General features: G+C 71.2%; 16 protein-coding genes. 7 read left to right on the top strand and 9 right to left on the bottom strand.

Annotated features, from left to right (window positions below; translation table 11 throughout):
• Positions 1-160: 160 nt before the first annotated feature.
• From ACFWYS_RS26560 to glpK, 5 genes are all read left to right on the top strand, one after another.
• Complete coding sequence (locus ACFWYS_RS26560; RefSeq protein WP_384773810.1) at positions 161-586, top strand: Zn-ribbon domain-containing OB-fold protein; 426 nt, start codon at positions 161-163, stop codon at positions 584-586.
• Positions 583-1,773 (top strand): lipid-transfer protein, encoded by a 1,191-nt coding sequence (locus ACFWYS_RS26555; RefSeq protein WP_384773773.1) that lies wholly within the window; start codon positions 583-585, stop codon positions 1,771-1,773. The genes ACFWYS_RS26560 and ACFWYS_RS26555 overlap by 4 nt, the downstream gene beginning before the upstream one ends.
• A gap of 167 nt (positions 1,774-1,940) precedes the next feature.
• The gene (locus tag ACFWYS_RS26550) at positions 1,941-3,593 is read left to right on the top strand and encodes an EAL domain-containing protein (protein WP_384773771.1); all 1,653 of its coding nucleotides are present in this window, start codon (positions 1,941-1,943) and stop codon (positions 3,591-3,593) included.
• Between the two features lie 484 nt (positions 3,594-4,077).
• The gene (locus ACFWYS_RS26545; RefSeq protein WP_384773768.1) at positions 4,078-4,803 is read left to right on the top strand and encodes an MIP/aquaporin family protein; all 726 of its coding nucleotides are present in this window, start codon (positions 4,078-4,080) and stop codon (positions 4,801-4,803) included.
• A 22-nt stretch (positions 4,804-4,825) separates the two neighbouring features.
• Positions 4,826-6,337 carry a glycerol kinase GlpK gene (gene glpK, locus ACFWYS_RS26540; RefSeq protein WP_384773766.1) on the top strand — a complete coding sequence of 504 codons (1,512 nt, stop codon included), beginning with the start codon at positions 4,826-4,828 and terminating at the stop codon, positions 6,335-6,337.
• Between the two features lie 107 nt (positions 6,338-6,444).
• Here the strand turns inward: glpK and ACFWYS_RS26535 are convergent, their stop codons facing one another.
• From ACFWYS_RS26535 to ACFWYS_RS26515, 5 genes are read right to left on the bottom strand one after another with little or no spacing between them, the layout of a single operon-like run.
• Positions 6,445-7,050, bottom strand: coding sequence for an ATP/GTP-binding protein (locus tag ACFWYS_RS26535; RefSeq protein WP_384773763.1), 606 nt, complete (start codon positions 7,048-7,050; stop codon positions 6,445-6,447).
• On the bottom strand, positions 7,031-10,678 hold the full coding sequence (locus tag ACFWYS_RS26530) for a hydantoinase B/oxoprolinase family protein (protein ID WP_384773761.1): 3,648 nt from the start codon (positions 10,676-10,678) through the stop codon (positions 7,031-7,033). The genes ACFWYS_RS26535 and ACFWYS_RS26530 overlap by 20 nt, the downstream gene beginning before the upstream one ends.
• 24 nt (positions 10,679-10,702) lie before the next feature.
• The gene (locus ACFWYS_RS26525) at positions 10,703-11,098 is read right to left on the bottom strand and encodes a DUF742 domain-containing protein (RefSeq protein ID WP_384773758.1); all 396 of its coding nucleotides are present in this window, start codon (positions 11,096-11,098) and stop codon (positions 10,703-10,705) included.
• A 9-nt stretch (positions 11,099-11,107) separates the two neighbouring features.
• Positions 11,108-11,545 (bottom strand): roadblock/LC7 domain-containing protein, encoded by a 438-nt coding sequence (locus tag ACFWYS_RS26520; protein WP_384773756.1) that lies wholly within the window; start codon positions 11,543-11,545, stop codon positions 11,108-11,110.
• Positions 11,542-14,391 (bottom strand): nitrate- and nitrite sensing domain-containing protein, encoded by a 2,850-nt coding sequence (locus ACFWYS_RS26515; protein ID WP_384773753.1) that lies wholly within the window; start codon positions 14,389-14,391, stop codon positions 11,542-11,544. The genes ACFWYS_RS26520 and ACFWYS_RS26515 overlap by 4 nt, the downstream gene beginning before the upstream one ends.
• A gap of 421 nt (positions 14,392-14,812) precedes the next feature.
• On the opposite strand from ACFWYS_RS26515, the gene ACFWYS_RS26510 reads away from it, so the two are divergent.
• Positions 14,813-15,442 (top strand): hypothetical protein, encoded by a 630-nt coding sequence (locus ACFWYS_RS26510; protein WP_384773750.1) that lies wholly within the window; start codon positions 14,813-14,815, stop codon positions 15,440-15,442.
• A gap of 167 nt (positions 15,443-15,609) precedes the next feature.
• Positions 15,610-17,157 carry an APC family permease gene (locus tag ACFWYS_RS26505; RefSeq protein WP_384773748.1) on the top strand — a complete coding sequence of 516 codons (1,548 nt, stop codon included), beginning with the start codon at positions 15,610-15,612 and terminating at the stop codon, positions 17,155-17,157.
• On the opposite strand, the gene ACFWYS_RS26500 is transcribed toward ACFWYS_RS26505, so the two are convergent.
• From ACFWYS_RS26500 to ACFWYS_RS26485, 4 genes are all read right to left on the bottom strand, one after another.
• Positions 17,158-21,840 carry a hypothetical protein gene (locus tag ACFWYS_RS26500; RefSeq protein WP_384773745.1) on the bottom strand — a complete coding sequence of 1,561 codons (4,683 nt, stop codon included), beginning with the start codon at positions 21,838-21,840 and terminating at the stop codon, positions 17,158-17,160.
• A 65-nt stretch (positions 21,841-21,905) separates the two neighbouring features.
• Positions 21,906-22,787, bottom strand: a complete 882-nt coding sequence (locus tag ACFWYS_RS26495; RefSeq protein WP_384773743.1) for a hypothetical protein — start codon at positions 22,785-22,787, stop codon at positions 21,906-21,908.
• Between the two features lie 31 nt (positions 22,788-22,818).
• Positions 22,819-24,345, bottom strand: a complete 1,527-nt coding sequence (locus ACFWYS_RS26490; protein WP_384773740.1) for a hypothetical protein — start codon at positions 24,343-24,345, stop codon at positions 22,819-22,821.
• A 127-nt stretch (positions 24,346-24,472) separates the two neighbouring features.
• Complete coding sequence (locus ACFWYS_RS26485; RefSeq protein WP_384773739.1) at positions 24,473-25,168, bottom strand: GntR family transcriptional regulator; 696 nt, start codon at positions 25,166-25,168, stop codon at positions 24,473-24,475.
• Between the last annotated feature and the right edge of the window lie 345 nt (positions 25,169-25,513).

Here is a 25,513-nt window from a genome sequence, read left to right as displayed (position 1 = left end):
ATCTATCAGGAATGTGTTCCGTCGGGGAAGTGATCGGATGCAGTCGACCCGTAAGGCCGCTCTGCCGCTTTCCGGTTGCCCGTGACACACTTCTGACGTTCCGTCAGATCCATCCGTCAGATCCCGGCCAGGAGGGGCTATGTCACGTACGCGCACACCTGTGGTCGCCGGGTGGTTCGCCGGGGAAGGGGGCGACTTCCGGCTCCTCGGCACTCGTTGCTCGGTCTGCGCCTCGGTGTTCTTTCCCCGCGAGGACACGCACTGCCGGAATCCGGACTGCCCGGGCGGCGACCTGGAGGAGGTGCCGCTCTCGCGGCGCGGGCGCGTCTGGTCGTACACGGACAGCCGCTACCGACCTCCGTCACCCTATGTGACCGATCCGGAACTTCCGTGGGAGCCGCACACGTTGATCGCTGTGGAGCTGCCGGCCGAGCGCCTCGTGGTGCTGGGACAGGCGGCGCCCGGGATCACCGTCGCCGATCTGGCGGTGGGCATGGAGGTGGAGGTGGTTCCCGGCGTGCTCCATGAGGACGCGGAGACGGTCTGGACGACCTGGCAGTGGCGACCGACGGGGGTGGCGGCATGACGGATGAGGTGGCGGTGCTCGGGGTGGGCATGCACCCCTGGGGCAAGTGGGGGCGCAGCTTCGTCGAGTACGGGGCGGTGGCGGCCCGTGCGGCGCTCGCCGATGCGGGGCTGGAGTGGCGGGACATCGGGTCGATCGTCGGTGCGGACACGGTGCGGGGCGGCTATCCGGGGTATGTCGCCGGGGCCACGTTCGCGAAGGCGCTGGGCTGGCAGGGCGCCCGGGTCACGAGCGTGTACGCGGCGTGCGCGTCCGGAGCGCAGGCGGTCGACACCGCGCGGGCACAGATACTTTCGGGGCTGGCGGACGTGGTGCTCGTGGTGGGCGCCGACGCGGCGCCCAAGGGGTTCTTCCGGCCTGCCGGCGGCGACCGGCCCGACGATCCGGACTGGCTGCGTTTCCGAGTCCTCGGAGCGACCAATCCGACGTACTTCGGGCTGTACGCGCGGCGGCGGATGGCACTGCACGGGGACACCCTGGACGACTTCGCACAGGTCAAGGTGAAGAACGCCGCTCTGGGCGCGCTGAATCCCCACGCGCGCTACCGCAAGAGGGTCACCGCCGAGGAGGTCGCCGCGTCCGCCGTGGTCGCCGATCCCCTGCGGCTGCTCGACATCTGCGCCACCTCGGACGGAGGGGCGGCGCTGGTCCTGGCGGGCATGGAGTTCGCCCGTCGGCGCGGGGTCACGGATCCTGTGCGGATCCGGGCGGTGTCCACCGTGACGCCGCGCTATCCCAATACGGTCCTGGATCTGCCCGACATCGCGACGGACTCCGCGGTGGCGGTGCGACCGGCGGCCGACACCTTCCGGGCGTCGATCGCGCGGGCGGCCTACGAGGAGGCGGGCATCGGCCCGGGGGAGCTGTCCCTCGCGGAGGTCTACGACCTGTCCACCGCGCTGGAGTTGCAGTGGTACGAGGATCTGGGGCTGTGCGCCGAGGGAGAGGCCGCGAAGCTGCTCCGGGAGGGCGCGACGGCGCTGGGCGGCCGCATACCCGTCAACGCGAGCGGCGGTCTGGCCTCCTTCGGAGAGGCGGTACCGGCCCAGGCGATCGCCCAAGTCTGCGAACTGGCCTGGCAGTTGAGGGAGGCTGCGGCTGACCGGCAGGTCAGGGGGGCGCGCGTGGGGATCGCGGCGAACCAGGGGCTGTTCGGACACGGATCGGCGGTGATCGCGGTGCGGTGAGGCGCGGCGGCTCGGTCGGCACGAGGATCCGGTCCTGCGGGGTGGCCTCACCGCCGTTCGACCGACCACGGGCCAGGCATGTCTACGGTGTGTGACCAACCCGGAATCCTGCGTGAACGTCTCATGAACTGGGCTTGGGCGCTCTCCAGCGGCGCCATCATGCTGCCGTGGACTCCTGGACGGATACTCTCCGCTTCGCTTTCCAACCGGTGGTCAATCTGACGACCGGTGGGGTGGCGGGGCTGGAGATACTCGCCCGCCCGGAGACCGGCGACGTCCTGGCCGAGGCCCGCCGTGACCCCGAACTCGACGGCCGGCTGGCTGTGTTGGCGTTCCGCGCGGCGGCTCGCAAGGAGACGTTGCTGCCGCTGTACGTCAACGTGTTCGCCGGTACCCTCGCCGACCTCGGCGGGCTCACACCGCTGCACGACGCCGTGCGTGCCGCGGGGCGGCTCCCGTGGGAGGTGACGATCGACGTCGGTCCGCCGTACACGCACGTGCCTCAGCAGGCCCTGCTGGAGGCGATCGGCTCGCTGCGCGACCTCGGCTTCCGGATCAGCGCGGACGGCGTCGGCGACGGGGACGTGCCGTTGCGGTTGCTCACCGACATGGCGCCGGACCTGGTGAAGCTCGACGCGTCCATGCTGCTGCGCCCGGCGGCGGTGCGGGCGATGCGGACGCTGTGCGACCAGTTGCCGGCGCTGCTGTGCGTGGAGGGCGTGGAGACGGAACTGCAGTGCGCGGCCGCGCAGTCGGCCGGTGCGCAGCTGGCTCAGGGGGAGCTGTTCGCTCCGCCGGCTCGGCTGCCCGCGGCAGAGGTATACGTTCCGCCGCGCTCCCCCGGACTTGCGGTGACGACCCGCTCGGGACCGTCGGTGCTGGAGTTCGTGCGGCCGGCCGCACTGCTGCCCGCCACCGCGTCCGCGGGCCAGGTGCGGGCGCTGCTGACCGGGTCGCCGGACGTGTCCGGAGTACTGCTGGTGAACCCGGACGGCGTGCCGCTGCGGTCGGTGCATCGCTCCCGCTTCCTGCTGTCGATGTCGGGCCGCTACGGCCATGCCCTGTACGCCGACCGGCCCGCGGCGAAGCTCGGAGACCCGCCGCGCACGGTGGGCGTCGACGCCACCGCGTGGGAAGTGCTGGACGTGGTCGCGGTCGGCGACCGGGATCGCACGTCGGACGATGTGGCCGTGGTCGACCGGTACGGGCGGTGCGTCGGTGTCGTACGGCTCGCGGACCTCGTGCGGGCCCTCGCCGAGACCCAGGTCGAGGAGGCGGCGGGGCTCAACCCCCTGACCCGGCTGCCCGGTTCGGACGCGATCACCGGTGAGGTGGACCGGCGGATCGCGGAAGGACGGCCGTTCGCACTGAGCTGGCTGGACGTGGACGGCTTCAAGCAGGTCAACGACGGAGCCGGGTTCGCGGCGGGCGACGAGCTGATCCGGTCGGTCGGACGGGCGCTGCAGCAAGCGGCGTCCGGCAGCACCCGCGTGGGCCACATCGGCGGGGACGACTTCCTGGTGCTCGCCGACCCTGAGGGGCTGAGCCCGCTGGCCGCCTCCGTACTGGACGCGCCCTGGTCGGCGGGCGGGCTTCCTGTCACGTTGTCCCTGGCCACGGTCGTGTGCGAGCCCGGGAGCGTGCCGGACCACCGCCAGGCGGCAGCCTGCCTGGCGCCGCTGAAGAAGGCCGCGAAATCGCTCAGTGGGGCGAGCTGGGTGATCGGCCGCGCGGGGCTGTCCGGGTACGAGATCCTTCGCGGTGTGGCGGCGGAGCCCGCCCGTGCCGAGTGGGCGGTGGCGGACCCGGGCAAGGGGTGAGAACCTGTTCCTAGCAGGTCGGCGGGGGCCGAAAGGTGTCCGTACGACCTCAAGAACAGCCATGGCCTTCGACCCCTGTCGGGTTCAGCAGGAACTGGCCTCCCTGCCGGCCTCAGCAGGGCCTCGATGTCCGTCCCACCCCGAACGGGCGTGCCACGAGCCGCGTCGGTGACGATCCGTGACCCGTGCTCGCGCCCCCAACCGTTTGACGTCCGCGACCTTGACGCCCCTTGGACGCCGGTGAACACTTCCCGGTGTCGGTCGACATCGCCGTACATTCTCGGCGTATCCACGCACTGCGCCGCGCGGTTCCGCCCTGGACCAAGGCCCTTCCCCCACGGGCGAGTCGGCTGCGACGGCACGCTCGTCACGGACGCCGGGCGGGGCGCAGGATCCCCCTGCCTTCGGCCGAAGTCGCCATGGGAAACGCACCCCGCACGGAGAAACCGGGGCCGATCGTCCCGGCCAGGGCCTAGGAGCCGCCATGAGCAACGGAGATATTTTCCTCGGTGAGGTCATCGGTACCGCGATTCTGATCCTCTTCGGGGCCGGATGCGTCGCCGCCGTCGTACTCAACTATTCCAAGGCGAAGGACGCCGGCTGGGTCGTCATCGCGTTCGGCTGGGGATTCGGCGTGATGGCCGGCGCGTACACCGCCGCACCGCTGTCCGGCGGGCAGCTCAACCCCGCCGTGACGATCGGAATCGCCATCGACACCGGGAACTGGGACAAGGTCCACATCTACATCGCGGGCCAGATCGTCGGTGCGATGCTCGGTGCGGTGTTGTGCTGGCTGGTCTACTTCGCGCAGTTCCAGGCCAATGCCGACGAGAAGATCGCTCAGCCGACGCTCGGGATCTTCTCCACCGCGCCCACGATCCGCAATGTCGTGGCGAACCTCATTACCGAGATCATCGCGACCATCGCCCTGGTGCTGCCGATCCTGGCGTTCGGTCTGACCAAGGGACTGGGCGTGTCGGGCACGGCGATCCTGATCGTCTCGTTCCTGGTGGTCGGCATCGGCCTGTCGCTCGGTGGCCCCACCGGATACGCCATCAATCCGGCCCGTGACCTGGGTCCGCGCATCGTCCACTCCCTGCTTCCGATTCCCAACAAGGGCACCTCGGACTGGGGTTACTCGTGGATCCCGGTGGTGGGACCGCTGATCGGCGGAGCGCTGTCCGGGGTCATCTTCAACGCAGCGTTCTGAAGGATCCGACGAAGGGGACGTCATGACGGACAAGTTCGTCGCCGCTATCGACCAGGGCACGACCTCAAGCCGTTGCATCATCTTCAACCAGGACGGCGCCATCGTGGCCGTCGACCAACGCGAGCACCGCCAGATCTTCCCCAAGCCCGGCTGGGTGGAGCACGACGCCACCGAGATCTGGTCGAAGGTGCAGGCGGTGGTGGCGGGCGCGATCGCGAAGGCGGGTCTGCGCACCGATCAGCTCAGTGCGCTCGGTATCACCAACCAGCGTGAGACGACGGTCCTGTGGGACCGCGCGACGGGCAAACCGGTGCACAACGCGATCGTGTGGCAGGACACCCGTACGGCGGCGCTGTGCAACCAGCTCGGCGGCTCGGACGGGCAGGATCGTTTCCGTGAGCAGACCGGGCTGCCGCTGGCCAGCTACTTCTCCGGCCCCAAGGCGGCCTGGCTGCTGGACAACGTGCCTGGCCTGCGGGCCCGCGCCGAGCGCGGCGAGATCGCCTTCGGCACCATCGACTCCTGGCTGATCTGGAACCTCACCGGCGGCACGGACGGCGGACACCACGTCACCGACGTGACGAACGCCGGCCGCACCATGCTGATGAACCTGGAGACCCTCCAGTGGGACCCCTCGATCCTGTCCGCGATGAACGTGCCCGAGGCCGTCCTGCCGGAGATCAAGTCCTCCTCCGAGGTCTACGGGACCGCCGTCGGCCAGCTGGCCGGTGTGCCGGTCGCCTCGGCTCTGGGCGACCAGCAGGCTGCGGTGTTCGGGCAGGCCTGCTACGACGTGGGCACGGCCAAGAACACGTACGGCACGGGCAGCTTCCTGCTGCTCAACACGGGCAACCGCCCGGTGCCGTCGAAGAGCGGGCTGCTGACGACGATGGGCTACAAGATCGGCAGTGAGGCGCCGGTGTACTGCCTGGAGGGAGCCATAGCCATAACGGGAGCGCTCGTCCAGTGGTTCCGCGACCAGCTCGGCATCATCCGCACCGCGGACGAGATCGAGCCCCTCGCGGAGAGTGTCGAGGACAACGGCGGCGCATACATCGTGCCCGCCTTCTCCGGCCTGTTCGCGCCGTACTGGCGTTCCGACGCGCGCGGTGTCATCACCGGTCTGACGCGCTACGTCACCAAGGGACACCTCGCACGCGCGGTGCTGGAGGCGACGAGCTGGCAGACCCGCGAGGTCGTGGACGCCATGTACCAGGACTCCGGGGTGCACATCACGACCCTGAAGGTCGACGGCGGCATGACGAAGAACAACCTGCTCATGCAGCACCAGGCGGACGTGCTCGACGTGCCGGTGATCCGGCCCAAGATCTCCGAGACGACCTGCCTGGGCGCCGCGTACGCGGCGGGGCTGGCCACCGGGGTGTGGAACGACCTGGACGAACTCAAGGCGCACTGGGCGAAGGATGTCGAGTGGACGCCCGCCATGCCCGCCCAGGACCGTGACCGCGAGTACCACAACTGGCGCAAGGCGGTCGAGAAGAGCTTCGGCTGGCTGGAGGACGGCGACAACTGACGCAGACGGCCCGCGCGTGCGGGTCGCGTGAGCCACGCGCGCGTGTCCATGAGACGCGGCCCGTACCCCAGTCGGCGGGGGTACGGGCCGTGCGCGTATGCCGGGTGTCAGGTGGTGACGGTCTGGCGGCGGTCCGCCTGGTACGCCATCGCGTGCTGGACGACACCGATGAGGATCTCCTTGACGGACTCCCGGTCGCGCGCGTCGCACAGCACCAGCGGTACGCCCTCGTCGAGGTCGAGGGCCTGCCGGATGTCCTCCGCCGGGTAGCGGGCGGATCCCTCGAAGCAGTTGACGCCGACGAGGAAGGGTATGGACCGCCGCTCGAAGTAGTCGACGGCCGCGAAGCAGTCCTCCAGGCGCCGGGTGTCGGCGAGGACGACGGCGCCGAGCGCGCCCTCCGAGAGCTCGTCCCACATGAACCAGAACCGCTCCTGGCCGGGCGTGCCGAAGAGGTAGAGGACCAGGTCCTCGCGCAGTGTGATGCGGCCGAAGTCCATGGCCACGGTGGTGGTGCGCTTGCCCTCGACACCGCTCGTGTCGTCGACCGGGCGGCCGGCCTCGGTGAGCAGTTCCTCGGTGCGCAGCGGCCTGATCTCGCTGACGGCGCCGACGAGGGTGGTCTTGCCCACGCCGAAGCCGCCGGCCACCAGGATCTTGAGCGTGACGGGCTCGACCGGAGGCTTCCCGCGCTCAGAACGCCCGAAGATCATCGATCTCTTCTCCTGCTTGATGGGGGTCGCGCGACGGTGGGCCGTAGCCTCCGCCGCCGGGGGTTTCGATGACGAGTACGTCGCCGGGGCCGACGTCCGTCGAGTCGCTTCCGGCCAGTGCGGTGACCGTGCCGTCCGCGTGTTCGACGCGGTTGGCACCCAGCGCGCCGGGGTCGCCGCCCGCCATGCCGTACGGCGGCACCCGGCGGTGCTGGGACAGCGTGGAGACGGTCATGGGCTCGTGGAACCGGATGCGGCGCACGGCGCCGTCCCCGCCGCGCCACTGTCCGGCGCCGCCACTGCCGCGCCGTACGGCGAACTCGTCGAGCTGAACGGGCAGTCGCCACTCCAGCACTTCGGGGTCGGTGAGCCGCGAGTTGGTCATATGGGTCTGGACGACGGGCGCGCCGGGGAATCCGTCGCCCGCGCCGGATCCGGCGGCCACGGTCTCGTAGTACTGGTGGCGTTCGTTGCCGAAGGTGACGTTGTTCATGGTGCCGGAGCCCTCGGCCTGGACACCCAGGGCGGCGTAGAGGGCGCCGGTGATCGCCTGGGAGGTCTCGACGTTGCCCGCGACGACGGCTGCCGGGGGTTCGGGGGCGAGCATGGAGCCGGGCGGCACGATGATGTCGAGGGGCCGCAGACAGCCGTCGTTGAGCGGGATGTCGTCGGCGACGAGGGTGCGGAAGACGTAGAGGACCGCGGCGTTGACGACCGAGAACGGTGCGTTGAAGTTGGTGGTCAGCTGCGGGGACGTGCCGGTGAAGTCGATGGTGGCCGTGCGGTTCTCGCGGTCCACACGCACGCGTACCCGGATCTCGGCGCCTGAGTCGGTCTCGTAGGTGTACTCGCCGTCGTCCAGGGCGTCGATGACGCGGCGTACCGCTTCCTCCGCGTTGTCCTGGACATGCTTCATGTACGCCTGGACGACATCGAGCCCGAAGTTCTCGATCATGCGGGCGACTTCGTCGACGCCCTTCTGGTTGGCCGCGATCTGGGCACGCAGATCGGCGAGGTTGGTCTTCGGGTTGCGGGAGGGGTATGGCGCCTCGGTGAGCAGGCGGAGGGTCTCCTCCTCGCGGAAGCCGCCGTTCTCGGCGAGCAGCCAGTTGTCGAAGAGGATGCCCTCCTCGTCGATGGTGCGGCTGTTCGCGGGCATGGAGCCGGGCGCGATGCCGCCGATCTCGGCGTGGTGGCCACGTGAGGCGACGTAGAAGAGGATCTGGTCACCCTCCGTGTTCGACGTCTGTCCGGTGTCGAAGACCGGGGTGATCACGGTGACGTCGGGCAGATGGGTGCCGCCGTGGTACGGGTCGTTGACGGCGTAGGTGTCGCCGGGGCGCATCCGGGGGCCGCGGCGCCGGATGACCTCCTTGACGCTCGTGCCCATCGAGCCCAGGTGGACGGGGATGTGGGGGGCGTTTGCCACCAGGTTTCCGTCCGGGTCGAAGAGTGCGCAGGAGAAGTCCAGGCGCTCCTTGATGTTGACGGACTGGGCGGTGGATTCGAGGCGGGCGCCCATCTGTTCGGCGATGGACATGAACAGGTTGTTGAAGACCTCCAGGAGAACCGGGTCGGCTTTCGTGCCGAGATCGGAACTCTCCGTAATCGCCGCGCGTTCCATGACCAGATGCCCGTCGTCGGTCGTCGCGGCTTGCCACCCGTCGTCGACGACGGTCGTCGCGCTGGCCTCGGTGATGATCGCGGGGCCGGTGACGGTTTCGCCGGGGGGAAGGGCCTCGCGGCGGTGGAGGGGTACGTCGCGCCAGGTGCCGCCTGTGTGGAGGCGGACGGTTCGCGGGGGGGCCGGGCTGCCTTCAGGGGTGGCTTCGTACGGGGCGAGAGCGGAGAGATCGGGGGGTTCGGTGATGCCGGTGGCTTCGACGGAGAGGGCTTCGACGACGATCGGTCGGTCGAGGGCGAAGGAGTACGTGGCGCGATGACGTTCTTCGAAAGCGCGCCGCATCGCGTCGGGCTCGGTGAGTTCGACGGTGAGGGTGGTGTCGGTGCCGTCGTAGCGGAGTTGGGCGCGTCGGGTGACCTTGATGCGGTCCTCGGGGACGTCCTCGTCGAGGAGTTCGGTGCGGGCGGCGGATTCGAGGTCCTCCGCCGTCTTGAGGACGCCGGGCATGGAGGCGGCCTCCAGGGGCGCCTCGGCGGACTGTTCGCGCATCGCTGTGGTGTCGGCGAGGCCGATGCCGAGTGCCGACAGGACACCGGCCATGGGCGGCACGAGGACGGTGCGGATGCCCAGCGAGTCGGCGACCATGCACGCGTGCTGGCCGCCGGCGCCGCCGAAGGTGGTGAGGGCGTAGCGGGTGACGTCGTGGCCCTTCTGGACGGAGATCCGCTTGACGGCGTTGGCGATGTTGGCGACCGCGATCTGCAGGAAGCCCTCGGCGACCTGTTCGGGCGTGCGGTCGTCGCCGGTCTGCTCGCGGATCTCGCGCGCGAGCGCGGCGAAGCGGTCACGGACGAGGGCGTCGTCGAGGGGCTGGTCACCGTCGGGGCCGAACACCCTGGGGAAGTGGGCGGGTTGGATGCGGCCGAGCATCACGTTGGCGTCGGTGACGGCGAGCGGGCCGCCGCCCCGGTAGCAGGCGGGCCCCGGGTCCGCGCCCGCCGAGTCCGGCCCTACGCGGTAGCGGGAGCCGTCGAAGTGAAGGACCGAGCCGCCGCCCGCGGCGACGGTGTGGATGTCCAGCATGGGGGCGCGCAGTCGGACACCGGCGATCTGCGTGGTGAAGACGCGTTCGTATTCGCCGGCGAAATGGGAGACGTCGGTGGAGGTGCCCCCCATGTCGAAGCCGATGACCCGGTCGAAGCCGGCGAGCTGCGACATGCGGGCCATGCCGACAATGCCGCCCGCGGGACCGGAGAGGATGGCGTCCTTGCCGCGGAACTGCCCGGCTTCGGCGAGACCGCCGTTGGACTGCATGAACATCAGCCGTACGCCTTCGAGTTCGTCGGCGACATGCTGGACGTAGCGGCGCAGCACGGGCGAGAGGTAGGCGTCGACGACGGCGGTGTCCCCCCGCGGGACGAGCTTCATCAGGGGGCTGACCTCGCTGGACAGCGAGATCTGCGGGAAGCCGACGCGGGCGGCGAGCGTGCCGACGGCCTGCTCGTGAGCAGGATGCAGATGGCTGTGCATGCAGACCACGGCGACGGCGCGGATCCCGTCGTCGTACGCCTCCTGGAGGGGGCCGGCGAGGGCGTCCAGGTCGGGGGCGTGCAGGACGGTGCCGTCGGCGGCGATGCGCTCGTCGACCTCGACGACCCGTTCGTAGAGCAGCTCGGGGAGCTCGATCCGGCGGGCGAAGATGCGGGGCCGGTTCTGGTAGGCGATACGCAGGGCGTCGCGGAAGCCTCGGGTGACGACGAGCAGGGTCCGCTCGCCCTTGCGTTCGAGGAGGGCGTTGGTGGCGACCGTCGTGCCCATGCGGACGGCCTCGACGGGGTCCTGGGAACCGTCCAGCAACTCGCGTACGCCCGCGACGGCCGCGTCGGAGTAGCGCGCCGGGTTCTCCGACAGGAGCTTGTGCGTCAGCAGACGGCCGTCCGGGCGTCGCGCGACGATGTCCGTGAAGGTGCCGCCACGGTCGACCCAGAACTGCCAGCCTGTCACGTCACTACCCCGCTTCCACGCCGCTCACAGCGCCCGCAGGCCGTTGATCACGTCGCGCAGAATACTCTCGTCCACCAGCTCGGCAGGCGGTACAGGCCGGTTCACATGGACGAATTCGCTGTCCACGAGGTCCCCGACGAGGACTCGTACGACTCCGATGGGCAGATCGAGTTCGGCGGAGAGTTCCGCCACGGACTGCGGGGCGTCACGGCACAGCTCGACGATGTCCACATGTTCCGGGGACAGCGTCGAGTCGGCGTCCGGGTCGTCCGCGTGCGGCTCCACGACGACCACGGCGATCAGGTCGAGACGATGCTGGGCCGCACTGGTGGTGCGGCCGCGTGTCATGGCGTACGGGCGGACGACCGGACCGGCCTCGTCGTCGAACCAGTGGCTTCTTCCCTGACCCTCAGCACTCATGCCATCCCACTACCCGCCAGAAGGCAGATCGGTGCGCGGAGCGGTGCCCAGATGCACACCGACCCGCTTGACGAGGAGCGTCATCTCGTACGCGACCAGACCGACGTCGGAGTCGGCGTCCGAGAGCACCGCGAGGCAGCTGCCGTCGCCGGCGGCCGTCACGAACAGGAAGGCGTCGTCGAGCTCGACGACCGTCTGCCGGACGTTGCCCGCCTCGAAGTGGCGGCCCACGCCCTTGGCGAGGCTGTGGAACCCGGATGCGACGGCGGCCAGGTGCTCGCTGTCCTCACGGGTCAGGTCCTTGGACACACCCGTCGGCAGGCCGTCGCCGGAGAGGACGAGGGCCTTGCGGATGCTGGCGACGCGGTCCACCAGGTCGTCGAGGAGCCAGTTGAGCTCCCCGGACTGGTTGGTCGCGGTGTGGCCGGTCGCCTCTGGTGCGGTCATCGACCGTCCCCCTTAGTCGTTCGTTGTGGTGCTGTGCCGCTGTGGGCGTCGTCGCCCGCGGCGTTCTCCCGGCGGCCGCGCTGCCAGCCGCGCTGGAGTGAGGCCATTCGGCTGCGTACCTCGTCCGCGTCCCGTTCGGCGAGCTCCGTTCCCTCCTCCTCGCGCGGGGCGGGGCCCTGTCTGAGCTGGGGAGCCAGGTTGGCCTGCCGTACCCGCCGGGGCAGCGGCGCCGAGCCGGAGCCGGTCTCCCCCTGCGCGGCGGACGTGCCGGGCACTGTGTCGTCGGGGCCGCCCGATCCGATCGCGGGCCGTCGTGTGCGCCTCGGGAGAGCCGCGGGCTCCGGCGTCTCACCGCGGTCCTGCCCTGCGGAGGGCGCGGCGTCAGACCGGTCCCCGATCCGGTTCGGCGCACCGGGCAGGTCGCCGCGGGATCCCGTGCCACGACGGCGGGTCGGCAGCGGAGCGAGGCCGTTCGGCTCCGGACGGACCGGGTCTGCCGAGGGCTCCGGGTCCGCCTCCTCGCGCCGGGAGCGCTGCTCGGTGACCGGGCGTCCGTGCGAGCTGACCAGCTTGGGTGCCCTACGGCGGGGCAGCTGCACGGGGGCGCTCACCTCGTCGTCGGGGCCTGCCCGGTCCGGTCCGCCAGGGACGCCGGAGACCGGGTGTGCGCCGAGCGGGCCCTTCGCCTCGTCCTCCACATGGGCGAGGGTGCGCCGCGGGCGGAAGAGGCCGCCGCGTTCCCCGTCGTCCTCGTCGAGTGCGTCCGGGAAGTCGCTGAGGGCGTCGAGATCGACGGGGGCCTCCAGCTCGATCGGACCGTCCATGAGCGAGGCGGGGAGTCCGGGCAGGCGGGCCGGCACCTTGGTGAGGGCGGCACGGCGGGTCTCCTCCAGCTCGGCCTCCTTCGAGGGCGTCGGCCGGTCGAGACGGAAGCCGATGCCGTTGGTGTCCGGGACGTCGTCGGTGAGCAGCGCGTCGGGGATGAAGACGACGGCGGTGGTGCCGCCGTACGGCGACGGCTGGAGCGAGACACGGACGTTCTGCCGCTGGGCGAGACGGCTGACCACGAACAGACCGAGCCGGTCGGTGTCGGACAGTTCGAACTCGGGTGTCTCGGCGAGTCGGAGGTTGGCGTCCAGCAGGGCGTCGGCCGCCATACCCAGGCCGCGGTCGTGGATCTCCAGGGTGAAGCCGTTGGCGACCCGCTCGCCGAGGACCTGGACCGCGGTGTGCGGCGGGGAGAACACCGTGGCGTTCTCCAGGAGTTCGGCCACGAGGTGGGTGATGTCCGCGACGGCCGGTCCGGTCACGGCGACGCGGGGCAGGCGGCGGACCTCGATGCGCTCGTAGTCCTCGACCTCGGCGACCGCGGCGCGCACGACGTCCATGAGCTGGACGGGCTTGCGCCACTGCCGGGAGGGAGCGGCGCCGGAGAGGATCACCAGGCCCTCGGCGTGCCGGCGCATACGGGTGGTCAGGTGGTCCAGGCGGAACAGGTCGGCGAGTTCGTCGGTGTCCTCGGTCCGGCGTTCCATGGTGTCGAGGAGGGTGAGCTGCTTGTGGAGAAGGACCTGGCTGCGGCGGGCGAGGTTGACGAAGACCTCGGAGACGCCGGCGCGCAGTTCGGCCTGCTTGACGGCGGCCTCGACGGCGGCGCGCTGCAGGGTGTTGAGGGCCTGGCCGACCTCGCCGATCTCGTTCTTGTCGTACTCCAGGCGCGGGACCTCGGTCTCCACGTCGACCTGTTCGCCGGCGGAGAGGCGGCGCATCACGCTGGGCAGGCGTACGCCGGATGCCTCGTGGGCCTCCAGTCGCAGCTGCCGCAGATCGCGGATGAGGGCGCGGCCGATGCGTACGGACAGGAAGAGCGAGAACAGCAGGGCGAGCAGTCCGAGGATGCCGGCGATGGCCGCCTTCATGATGACGCCCATCGCGACGGGGCTGACGCGGTCCTGATAGCGCGCGCCCGCGTCGTCGTTGAGTCTGCTGAGTTCGTCGAGGACACTGCCGGCGGCGGTGTCCCAGCTCTTGGCGTCGACCGTGCTGGGCCGGCCCGACTGGGAGGAGATGACCGCCTGTTCGGCGACGCGCAGTGGAGCGGTGGAGGCGTTGTCCCAGAAGCGCTCGTAGCGTTCACGCTCGGACGAGGGCAGGTCCGTCAGACTGATGTCGTACATGAGGTCGCGCTGGGCGACGAGATCGGTGACGTCGCGGATCTCCTCGCGGGAGAGCTTGCCGACCACCAGGGCGGAGCTGAGCAACGCGTCCTCGCGGGAGAGCAGTTCGCGGGCGCGGGTCACGTTGAGAAGGGCGCGGGCCTGCTTGTCCATCGCCACGCTGTCGATCCCGTCGAGGGAGCCCAGCAGGGCGTAGCAGGGGTCGACGAGCCGGTTGTAGAGGCCGAGGGCCTGGGACCGGGAGACCGTTCCGTCCTCGACGCTGCTGCGCAGGGACTTGATGCCGTCGAATGCCTCCAGCATGGCGGTGAGGCGCTCGTTGTCCCCCTCGTCCATTCCGTCGCGGACGTCGGGGTCCCTGGCGTTCTTGCGGACGTCGGCGATGGCGGCGTCGGTGGCACTCCGTGTGACGCGCAGCGCGGACAGCGCGTCCGAGGCCCGGCGGTCGGCCAGATAGACCAGTGCCTGGCGGCGTTCCTGCTGCAGGACGCGGACGGCGTCCTCGGTGGAGTAGCCGATCTTCTCGACGAGGGACGACACCGTGAAGAGCTGGGCCACACCTCGCCCCGTGAGTACCGTGGCGAAACCCCAGATAGCGGTCAGGGACACCAGCGGCACGAGAAGCAGCGCCACCATCTTCCGGCGGATCGACTTCCCGCGAAAGTGCATGGCCTCCCCCAGCTCAAACCCCCAGCGGTCAGGGGGGCACACATGTGCGTCAACAATTGGCGCGAGCCTACTACCGACGCACAAGTAACTCGAAGAGACATCCGGAATCTGAACTTCCGCACCGGTGGCGAGACATGGGGAGTTGTCCGGCCATTGCGGGAGATTGCCTACCGCAAACCCTTGGTGCCCTCGATCGCGGATCCTGCCAGGCGCTCAGGCCAATTGGCCGGATCTTTATCCTTCTCGGGAATCTTCGGGACGTGTCGATCGTCCTTCTCTATGGGAAACGGGGGCGGAAGGGGTCACAGGAGACGCATCCCGCCCCCCGGCGGCGTAAACCAGCGCAAGCCGGGCAGCCGCTGGGGAGTGAAGTCTTCGGACACGGGCGGGCGGTCTGCCGGCGGTGGGGAGTGACACGGTGATGGGCACGGCGGAGCGGCACGAGACGCCTCAGGACGGCGAGACGGCGCATGGGTCGGCGCGACGTCCCGAAGCGCTGGATCGCGACATTCCCGAGGGCGGACGCGAGGCACCGGGTGGCCGCGCTGTTCGGGCGGGGGCGAGTGCGGTGACGGAGGACGACCGCGACGTTTCGGCCGGCTCCGGCCGCAGGGCATCGATGCGTGAGGTCGACGGCCCGGCGGGTCAAGAAGGGGCGCCCTACCGGCCGTTGTGGGTGGAGGAGTCCGCCCGGCGGCGCCGAATGCCGGATCCGGTGCGCACCGCGGCGGTGCGGGCGGTACTGATCATCGCGGTGACACTGATCCAGGCGATGGTGGCGTTCCTGTGCACTCTGGCGGAGTCGTGGCTGGCGTTCCCGATGGTGATCAGCAGCGTCGTCAGCACGGTCGTGGCCACATGGGGAGCCCTCGACGTCTGGGTGACCCGCCAGGTGTGGAACCAGCGCCATGGCGTGGTCTCGACACCCAGCAGCACGGCGCGCGCCCTGCGACGGGAGCGGCGCCGGGCCCGGCGTCAGGCGCGGCAGGCCGATCGCGCGCAGGAGCGAATACACGGCCGGGGCGGCACCGGCCGGTTGTCCCACTCCTGAACCCGGTGTAACCGGACTGTTGGGACAGGCGATCAGGTCCACGCGGCGTGTCACCCCTGGCGCAACACGAGCCGCTCACCGCAAGGTTGGTTCGAACTGATCCAACTCAGCGACCACGGCACCCGCACGAGCCGCTCTCCCCCTCCCCTGCCCCGAGGAGTCCGCTCATGTCACCAACGGAGCAAGCGACCCAGTCACACAGTCACGACGACGCCGAGCTCGCCGAGTTCGGCTACAAACCCGAACTCAGGCGGACGCTCGGCAACTTCCACACGTTTGCGGCCGGGATCAGCTACATCTCGATCCTGACCGGCACCTTCCAGCTGTTCTACTTCGGCTACGGCAGCGGCGGGCCCGCCTACTGGTGGTCGTGGCCGATGGTCTTCATCGGCCAGTTCATGGTCGCCCTCTGTTTCGCTGAGCTGGCGGCCCGCTACCCCGTCGCGGGCTCGGTCTACAACTGGTCGAAGAAGATCGGCAATCCGCACCTGGGCTGGCTCGCCGGCTGGATGATGCTGACGGCGTCCATAGTGTCGATCTCGGCCGTGGCGCTCGCCTACCAGTTGACCCTCCCCCAGATCTCGTCGGCCTTCCAGCTCGTGGGCGACGGCACCGGCAAGTACGACGTGGCGACCAACGCGGTCATCCTGGCCGCGGTGCTGATCCTGTTCACCACGCTGGTGAACGCCTTCGGCGTCAAGCTGATGGCGAGGATCAACACGGCGGGCGTGTTCATCGAGTTGATCGCCACCGTCGTACTGATCATCCTGTTCGCGGTTCACATCACGCGCGGCCCGCAGGTGGTCATGGAGACGAACGGCACCGGAGCGGACTACGGGACCGGCTACCTGGGCGCGTTCCTCGTGGCGTCGCTGGCGTCCGCGTATGTGATGTACGGCTTCGACACGGCGTCGTCCCTCGGGGAGGAGTGTCTGGACCCGTCCCGCAACGCGCCACGCGCGATCATCCGCGCGATCGTGGCCTCCTTCGTCCTGGGCGGCCTGATCCTGCTGCTCGCGCTCATGAGTGTCTCCAGCCTCGACGGCGAGAAGCTGTCCACGGACGGTCTGCAGTACATCGTGCTCGACGTGCTCGGTCCGACGGCGGGCAAGGCGATGCTGTGGTGCGTGCTGATCGCCGTCACGGTGTGCGCGCTGGCGGTCCACACGGCGGCGATCCGGCTGGCGTTCGCGATGGCCCGGGACAACAACCTGCCGGCGTCCTCGCTGCTGGCCCGGGTCAGTCCGCGCTTCCAGACACCGGTGCTGCCTACCGTGATCATCGGTGTCCTGGCGCTGGCGATCCTGGTGGTCAACATCCGCCAGCCGCAGATCTTCACCGTCGTCACGAGTATCGGCATCATCATGATCTACCTCGCCTACCTCGGGGTGACCGCGCCGATGCTGGTGGCCCGGCTGCGCGGGCGGTGGCAGCCCGCGGGGGACGGCAAGTTCTCCCTGGGCAGGTGGGGGCTGCCGGTCAACATCGTCGCCGTGGTGTGGGGCGCGGGCATGACGATCAACCTGATCTGGCCGCGTGCCGCGGTCTACAACGCGGCGGCCCCCTACCACTGGTATCTGCGCTGGGGCGCGGTGCTGTTCGTCGCGGTCATCGCGGGCGGTGGCTTCGCGTACTACTGGTTCGTCCAGCGGCACAGGACGGGTGTCCTCGCCGAGCACAGCCTCGAAGCCACCGATCCGGAAAAGGGTGCCTGATCAGCTCGTCGTCGGTGCGGGCCGTTTGAACATCCGTGTCGCCGTGATCTCGGTGTGCGCCGCTTCCCCGGCCGGGGTCGGTTGCGGCAGTCCCGGCCGGAGGTGTTCCTCGACGCGGATGTACTTCAGTCCGGCCCGCAGGTCGGCGTCGTTGCGCAACCGGATGACCAGCGGGAACTCCGCCAGCGCGGTGGTGTCGAACAGGCCGGTGGTGTACAGGAGCTGGACCCCCAGCGCGTCGGACACGGCGCGCTGGAGCTCCAGCAGATAGGTCGCGTTGGCGCGTCCGATCGGGTTGTCCAGGAACAGCGTGCCGGCGTGCCGGTGCTTGTCCCGGCCGCGGTCGTTCGATCGCAGGGCGGCCATCGTGCAGTACAGCGCGATGGCCGCGGTGAGCAGCTGCCCACCGGAGAACACGTCGCCCATCTGCCCGACGGGCACGCGCTCGGCACGCAGTACGGCGTCCGGCTTGAGGATCTCGACGGCGACACCCTTGGGCTGCAGCGCCGCCCCGACTCCCCGCAGCAGCAAGGACATTCCATCGCGCCGCAGGTCGGAGTTCTTCTTCACGGCCGCCCTGGTCGCTTCGTCGATGACCTCGCCGAGACGCTCGGTCAAGGTCGCCTGGTCGGGCTCCTCGAAGCGGATGCGCAGGAACTCCTGCCCGGACCACTCGCCGAGCCCCTCGGGCAGCCGGGAGAGCCGCTGGGCGGACCGCAGGGTCGCCAGTGCCGACTCGACCAGGCCGCGCAGGCGGTCCACGATCGAGTCGCGGTTGCGCTCCAGTTGGGCCAGCTCGTCGGTGAGCACGCGGAGTCGGGGGGCGAAGGCGTCCGCCCACTTCTGGGCGTGCTCCGGCAGCGCGGAGGCGGGCAGTTCGCGGATCTGCTGGCGGGCGGGGGTGCGGACCTGTTCGTAGCGCGTGGAGTTGGCGTGCCGGACGAGTACGTCGCTCGCCTCGCGGACGGCGGCCTCTGCGGCGGACAGGTCGGCGGCGCAGCCGCGCAGCGACCTGCGGGCCTCGGCGGCGGACTGCCGGGCCTCCTCGGGGCTGCCGGGGTAGGGCTCGGGCGCCTCCTGCTCCTCGTCCGGGGTGTGCTCGCGCAGCAGGTCGCGCAGCATCGCGGCGATCTCGTCGAAGCCGCCGGCCGCGTCCTCGGCGGCACGGTGGGCTTCGAGGAGCTCGGCGTGCGCCTCGCGGGCCTGTGTCAACGCCTCGGTGCGGGAGGCGAGTTCGGTGGTCGCGGTGCGCAGCAGGGCCTGCGCGTGCTCGGCGTCGCGCGGCTGGAGTTCCTCGGAGAGCTCGGTGTGTGCCGCACCGTCCTCGGGTGCGTGCCGCTCGGCCTCGCCGCGCAGCCGGCCGAGCTGCTCGCTCGCGCTGGACATGCGGGTCTCCAGGAGCTGGACCAGCTCCTCCGCTCGCGCGGCGGCCGCCTGCCGGGACGGTCCGTCGGAACCGTCGGGTGACTCAAGGAGCTGCTCGGCCCGGGTACGGACCTTGTTGCTCAGCCGGTCCAGTTCGGCGCGGGCCGCGCTCTCGTCGCTCTCCGCGCGTGCCTGCTCGGCACGCAGATCGGCGCCGACGCCGACCTTCTCGTACACCTGGGAGGCGGCCCGGTACGCCTCGCGCAGGGCGGGCAGGGACGCCTTCGGGGCATCGGCGTCGGTGTCCGGTACGTCGTCGGGGGCGCCCGCGATCTCCGAGCGCTCGGCGCGCAGGGCACGCGCGGTGCGGCGTGCGTCGTCGGCGCCTCGCTGGGCGGCGCGGCGGTCCTCGTCGGCGGCGCGGGCGCGTTCCAGGCAGACCTGGGCGCGGGCCTCGGACTCGGTGGCCTCGTCGGCGAGTTCGCGCAGTTTGACCTGCCAGCCCGCCCGCTCGCGCAGTCGGAAGGCCAGTCCGGCCAGGGCGTCGGCGGCGCGCCGGGCCTTCTGGGCGGCCTCCTGTCGCTCGTCGCGGACCTGGGCGGCCTCGGCGGCGGATTCGTCGGCCTCGGCCCGTACGGTCCGCGCCTCGGCCAGCTCGGCCTCGGACTCCTCCATGAACGCCCGCGTGTCCCGGGCCGCCTGCGCCAGCTCGACCAGGTGCCCCGCCGGGCAGCCGGTCCGCCACGAGGCGAGCCGTGCCGCAAGCTCCCGGTCCTTGCCGAGCCGCGCGGCGAGGGTGCGGATCTCCTCGTCCCGCTCGGTCGCCCGCGCGCGCAGCGCCTGCCGCTCCTCGTCGGCGGCGTGCTCGTCGTGCATGGCGGGGTTCGGCGGTACGAGGAACACGTCGGGAGAGGGGCCGCTCGGTGCGTCGGCGGCCGGCGTCGGGGCGAGCAGGGCGGCTGCCGTGCCGACCGCGACGGCGGACCGGGGCAGCAGGGCGGCGTCGCCGAGCACCTCGCGGGCGCGCGCGTGCGTGTCGGGGTCGGTGATGATCACGCCGTCGACCAGTTCGGGCCGGGCGGCCAGCACGCGCGCGTGGTCGGCGGGGTCGACGGCCTGGGCGAGGTAGCGCCAGCCGGGCAGCGCGGGGATGCCCTGTTCGCCGAGGAACTCCACGGTGGCCAGCACATCCGGGCCGGGCGGCAGCAGTCCGCCGTCACCGAGCGCGCTCAGGATCCGGGAGTCGTCGGCGGCGGCCGTACGCAGCTCGAACAGCTGCCGCTCGGCGGCGGAGACGGCGTCGTCGAGGAGGTCGCGCAGTTCGTCGGCGAACCGGTCCAGCTCCTCCGGCGTGAGGACGCTGTCCGTGCGGCCGCCGGGGGCGTCCTGCGCACCGTCGCGTGCGGTCGTGCCCGCCTTGGCGTCGTCTCCCGTGCGAGGAGCGGGCACGCCTCCACGCCTGACACCGGACTCGCCGGTCAGGCTGAGCAGTTCCGCGAGGCGCTCCTCCGCCGCCAGCCCCTCGGCGAGCCGACGCTCGGCGTCGTAGGCACGCTCCGCGGCGGTCGCGGCGTCCGCCGCGCGGGCCGCCGTCAGTTCGGCTCGGGACTCGGTCGAGGCCGCTTCGCGCGCGTGCTCCGAGGCGCGCCTGGAGGCCTCGCGGGCGGTGTCCCAGGCGGCGACGGCCGTCTTCTCGGCGTCGCTCGCGGCAAGGGCGGCACGCGCAGGGTCGGCGTCCGGCGCACTGTCGTCGAGCCAGCCCGCCCGGACGGCCTCGGCGGTCTCCTGCTCGACCTCGGACAGCCGCTGCCGAAGATGCCCGGCCTCGCTGCGGGCCCGCTGGGCCTCGGTGGCGGCGGCGGTGGAGTCCCGGTACGCGGACTCGCTGACCTCCTGGAGCGATGCGGACCGCTCCTCCCCCTCGTTGGCGAGGGTCTCGGCGCTCTCGGCGGCCGCGTGCAGGGCCCGTACGAGATCGACGGCGGCCTTGGCGCGGGCGGCCAGTGCGGGAGCCGCGTCCCGCTCGGCCTCCTGGATGGCGGAGGCCACGCGTGCGACGCGGTCGGAGGCGGCGCGGTGCCGCAGGGCGGCCTCGGCGGCCTGCCAGGCGGAGTGCAGGGTACGGGCGTCCGCGAGCTCGCGCTTCTGGGCGGCAGCGGACTTCTCGGCCGCCGCGAGCGCCAACGAGGCGTGCCGGTAGGCGAGTTCGGCGGCGATCAGCGCGCTGCGCTCGCGTGCCGCCTCGGTGTGGGTGACGGCGTATGCGGCGGCGGTGACCCGCTGGGCGAGGTCGGCGGCCCGCACCCGCTCCTGGGCGCCCCGCGCGGACAGCCGCCGGGCCAGGGTCCGGGTCCGCCGTTCGGCGCCGGTGTGGATGTCGCGCGCGCGTGAGCGGGCCTCGGCGGCCTCGACGATCCGCCCGAGCAGGTCGACGGACCCGGCGGTGAAGTCCCGTTCCGCGATCAGCTCGGCCCGTCGGCCCAGCTTGTTGCCGAAGCCGCTGACCAGGTCGGCGAGGCCGTCGGTGTCCCGGGTGTCCGTGACGGCGCGGAGCAGCAGGTCGGTGAAGTCGGAGTCCTTCTTGACCGCGAAGAGGCCGGCCGCCTCGCCCTCGTCGGCGTTCATCTCCCGCTGGTAGCGGAAGAGTTCGGGGTCGAGGCCGAGGTCGCCGAGGTGCTCGATCCAACGGTCGTGGATCTCCTCCCAGTGCACCTCCAGATGGGGATACGCCTTGCCCGCCTCCGTGATGGCGTCGCGGAAGCCCTTCATGGTGCGACGGCGGCCCTGCGCGCCGGACTGGCCCTCGACGGGCGGCCGTACGGTGGTGGCTTCGGCGACCGGCAGGTTGTCCAGGCTGAGTCCGGGGCCCGGGCGGAAGGAGTACCAGGCCTCGGCGAACTTCCGCGGGTCGTTGGAGACCTGGCGTCCGCGCCACTCGCTGACCTTGCCGACCACGACGCACTCGCCGGTGAGCGTGTGCTGCCACTCCAGCGCGACATGCCCGCAGTCGTCGGCGAGCAGGAACTTGCGCAGCACGCCGGAGCTGGCGCCGCCGAGGGTGTTGCGGTGGCCCGGCAGCATCACCGAGAAGATCAGCTTGAGCAGGACCGACTTGCCGCCGCCGTTCTCCAGGAAGAGCACTCCGGCGGGCGCCGGGCGGCGCGGCGGGCCGACGGGCTCCTCCTCGAAGAACTCCGCCTGCGTCGGCGCGGGGTCGGGCACGGGCTCGCCCACACCGCGCAGGTCCAGCACGGTGTCGGCGTAGCGCGCACCGGCCGGTCCGATGGAGTAGAGGCGGACCCGGGACAGCTCGTACATGGCGGACTCTCGTAAGTCTTCGTCAGATCAGGGAAGTTCGGGGAACTCGGGGTGGCGCGTGGGCTTCAGCCGGAGTGGAACGGCAGTCCGGCGTCGGCCACCAGCTCCAGGTCGTCCGTGTCCTCGGCGGGCAGCAGGGTCGCCGTACCGTCGGTGACCGGGACGACGCCCAGCTCCAGCAGCTCGGCCATGGCGGCGCTGCCGGCCATGTCGCGCACCTGGAGTTGGTAGCGGGCGGTCGTCCGGTAGGTGCCGCCGTTGTCGTCGCCCGTCCGCTGCAGGAAGCCGGAGTCGGTGAGGAAGGCCACCGCCTTGCCGACGATGCCCGTCGTGGAGCCCGCGAGCCGGCGCGCGTCCTTGGTGGCGCCGGTCGCGCTGCGTCTCACCCAGATCCGCCAGGCGGCCTCCAGGCCGGGCGCGTCCGTCGCCGGGTCGGTGTTCTCCCCCTGCTCGTCCGCGCGCTCCTCCAGCCGTCGGCACGCCTGCCGGACGAAGGCGTCGACGCCGTTGACGGTGACGCGCCCGATGTAGCCGTCGTCGGCGAGGTCCTCGGGGCGCGGGAACGCCATGGCGGCGACGGCGAGATGGGCCAGCCCGTGCAGGAACCGGTCGCTGCCGTCGGCCGATGTACGACGCGCGTAGTCCCCCATGCGCACGGCGAACACGGAGTCCTCGGCGGCGGTCACCGCCATCCCCGCGCGCGGGGACACCTCCAGTACGACCAGTCCGAGCCCGGCGGCCACGGCGTCCGCGAGCCGCGCGAACGCCGGGTCCTCGCGGTAGCGGCGCAGGAGGTCGGCGTACTCCTGGTCGCGCGCGGGCTGCACCTTGGGCTGCAGCCCGAAGGCGACGAGCCGCGCCGCGTCGGCGGCGTCGGCGGGTGTGACAGCGGCAGGCGCCGACGGGGCGGGGGCCTCCGCGTCACTCCACTCGACGTGCTCGCTCACGGTCGGGGCTCCTTGCTGCGTGGTTGCTCGGTCATGCTGCTTCCGTCCTGTCCGCTGCCATTCCCGCCGCGTCCAGCAGGGCCGTCCCCACGATGAGGTCGGCGCCGCCGAACTCGGGATCGTCCAGCTCCGTCCCGTCGTCCACGGCGAACAGCAGCTTCTCCTCGCCCTGCCGATAGGCCGTGCCCACCGGCGGGCTGGCCGCGTGCACCGCCAGCAGTGCGACCAGATAGGGCAGCTCAGGGTCCTGCCGTCGTGCCTCGGCCAGCAGCCCGGACAGCCGGCGCGGCGCGTCGGCCGGCAGGTCCAGCAGGACCATCGCGGCCGCCAACTGCTCCTCGCTGAACCGGCTGTCGTCCGGCGTCGCGATCAGGTCGGGCTCGGGCATCTCGGCGCCGAGATGCTCGCGCTCCACGGGAGGCGTCAGCAGTATGTCGACGAGATCACCGACCCGCACGGACACCGGCGTCCGCATTCCCGTCCCGCGCGCGAAGAAGGCGTCCGTGACCCGGACGGCCTGCTCCAGCGGCAACGGCAGGACGGGCGCGACGAGATGGCCGTACAGGTCGATCCCCGACGTCGTCATGGGCGTCGCGAAGGCCTGCCGGTCCTGCTCGGCGCGGAACAGGGGGCCAGCCTCCAGCAGGCGGGACTGCAGCTGGGTGTGTCGTCGGATGCAGTCCTTGACGATGTCGACCAGCTCGGCGGCGCGGCGCTTGTGCTCGGGGTCCTCGGTCTCGTCGCGTGCCTTGCGGATGTTGGTGAGGATCGCGTTCTCATGGCGGTACCGGTCGGCGACATGGTCCAGCGCCTCGGCGATCATGTCGGGTACGGCGCTCAGCCAGTCGACCGCCCGGACGTTCCGCCGGGTCGCGTCCAGAGCCCGGCGCAGCGTCTCGGAGTACTGCACGGTGCGGTACCGGGCCTGCTCGGCGGCCAGCTGCGCGTCGGCGAGGCGGCCGCGGTTGATCAGCACCTCCAGCTTGACCTCGGCGGCGATCTGGGCGCTGGTGACATCGGTGTCGAGGGCGCCGACGAGGACGTTGACCGCCTCGTCGGTCGTACGCAGGTAGACCGTGCCGCCCGGCCCGGGCACCTCCTCGATCAGCTTGAAGTCGTAGTCACGGCGGACATAGCTGCCGTCCGGCGCGAACGTGCCGTACACGGCCCGGAAGCCGCGGTCCACGCTGCCGACGTTGATCAGGTTCTCCAGGACCCAGCGGGCCACCCGCTCGTGCTCGGCCACGGGGCGCTGCGGGGCCTGGGCGGCGATGCGGGGGATGAGGCGAGCGACTATCTGGTCGTGGTCGGCGCCCGTGTCGAAGTCCATGTTGAGTGTGACCAGGTCGATGGCGGCGAGCGCCACCTCCGCCATGCCGTACACCGAGTACTCGCCCGCGAGGTTGGCCTTGCGTGCGTCGAGATCGTGCAGCGGCGCGGTGCAGGCGAGCGCGCGCAGCCGCCGCGCCAGCCCCTCGTCGGCGGCCGGGCCCGGAGCGGGGCGCGGCCCCGCGCTGAGCTGGGGCGGAACACGGTCCGTCGATGCAGGCGAAGTCACGGTGCACAGAGTAGGTCCTGGGTCTGACATCGGCCCAAACGAAGACGCTCCGCTGGTGGAGCCGGGAACTGCAGGTCATCTTGTCCGCGCGGGTCGCCCGTGGTTGCTCGCGCAGTTCCCCGCGCCCCTAGGGCGTGCTCGTCACCCGGCGCTGGTAGACCTCGACGACGCGCTCCAGTGAGTCGTCGAGGTAGACCGCGAGCAGCTTCTCGGCCTCACTCTTGTCACCCGTCTGAAGGGCCTGGAGGACCTGCCGGTTGCGCGCCAGGTACGGCTCGTGCAGTCGCTTCGGGTCGTCCACGACATGGAAGGCGAGCCGCAGCTCGGCGAAGACGCTGCGCATCAGCTCGTCGGTACGGGCGCTCCCCGCCAGGGCGACCAGCTCCCGGTGGAAGTGGATGTTGGCGGTACCCACACCTTTCCAGTCACCTTCGCGCGCCGCCCGCTGCCCCTCCTCGACCGCTTCGGAGAGCGCGTCCAGGCTGTGCGGGGGCTCACCGAGACCCCGCACTACAGCGCACTCGACCAGGCCGCGGGTGCGGTAGATGTCCTCAACGTCCTCGACGGTCAGAACCCGGACGAAGACCCCCCGGTTCAGCTCGTGCACCAGCAGGCGTTCGTGTGTGAGCAGCCGGAACGCTTCGCGCAGGGTGTTGCGGGAGACGCCCAGGGCGCCGCCGATGCTGTCCTCCGAAAGGCGGGTGCCGGGAGAGAAGAACCCTTCGGCGATACGGCTCCTGAGGATGTCCGAGACCCGCTCCGCGGTGCTCGTGCGGCCCAGGAGCGCGCGGTCCTCCGAGAGTGAGGTCAGGTGCTCATCCATGCCGGAATTCAATCGCAGACCACAAGAACGAAACAACACGGGTATTGAGGGATCGTTGAACAATCCTCTACGGTACTGCGCACCGGCACGGCTCACCCCCCAAGCACCCTCCGTCCCCCCTCTGCGAGGTGCCCATGAGCACGACCCCTCCACCACAGGCCCTGACAGACGCCCACCCCACCACTGACGAACGCGCCGGGCACAACCGCGCGGGGGGGGGGGGGGCCACCCCCGGGGCGCGGGGGGGTGGGCGGGGGGTGGGGGGGGGGGGCCCCCTGCGGGGGGGGGGGGGGCCCGCGCGTTCGGGCCCCCCCCCGCGCCGCGACCGCGATCAGTACGCAGCAC

The sequence above is a fragment of the Streptomyces sp. NPDC059010 genome (assembly GCF_042740355.1).
Classification (GTDB): domain Bacteria; phylum Actinomycetota; class Actinomycetes; order Streptomycetales; family Streptomycetaceae; genus Streptomyces.
This window is presented reverse-complemented; position numbering and strand designations above follow the sequence as displayed.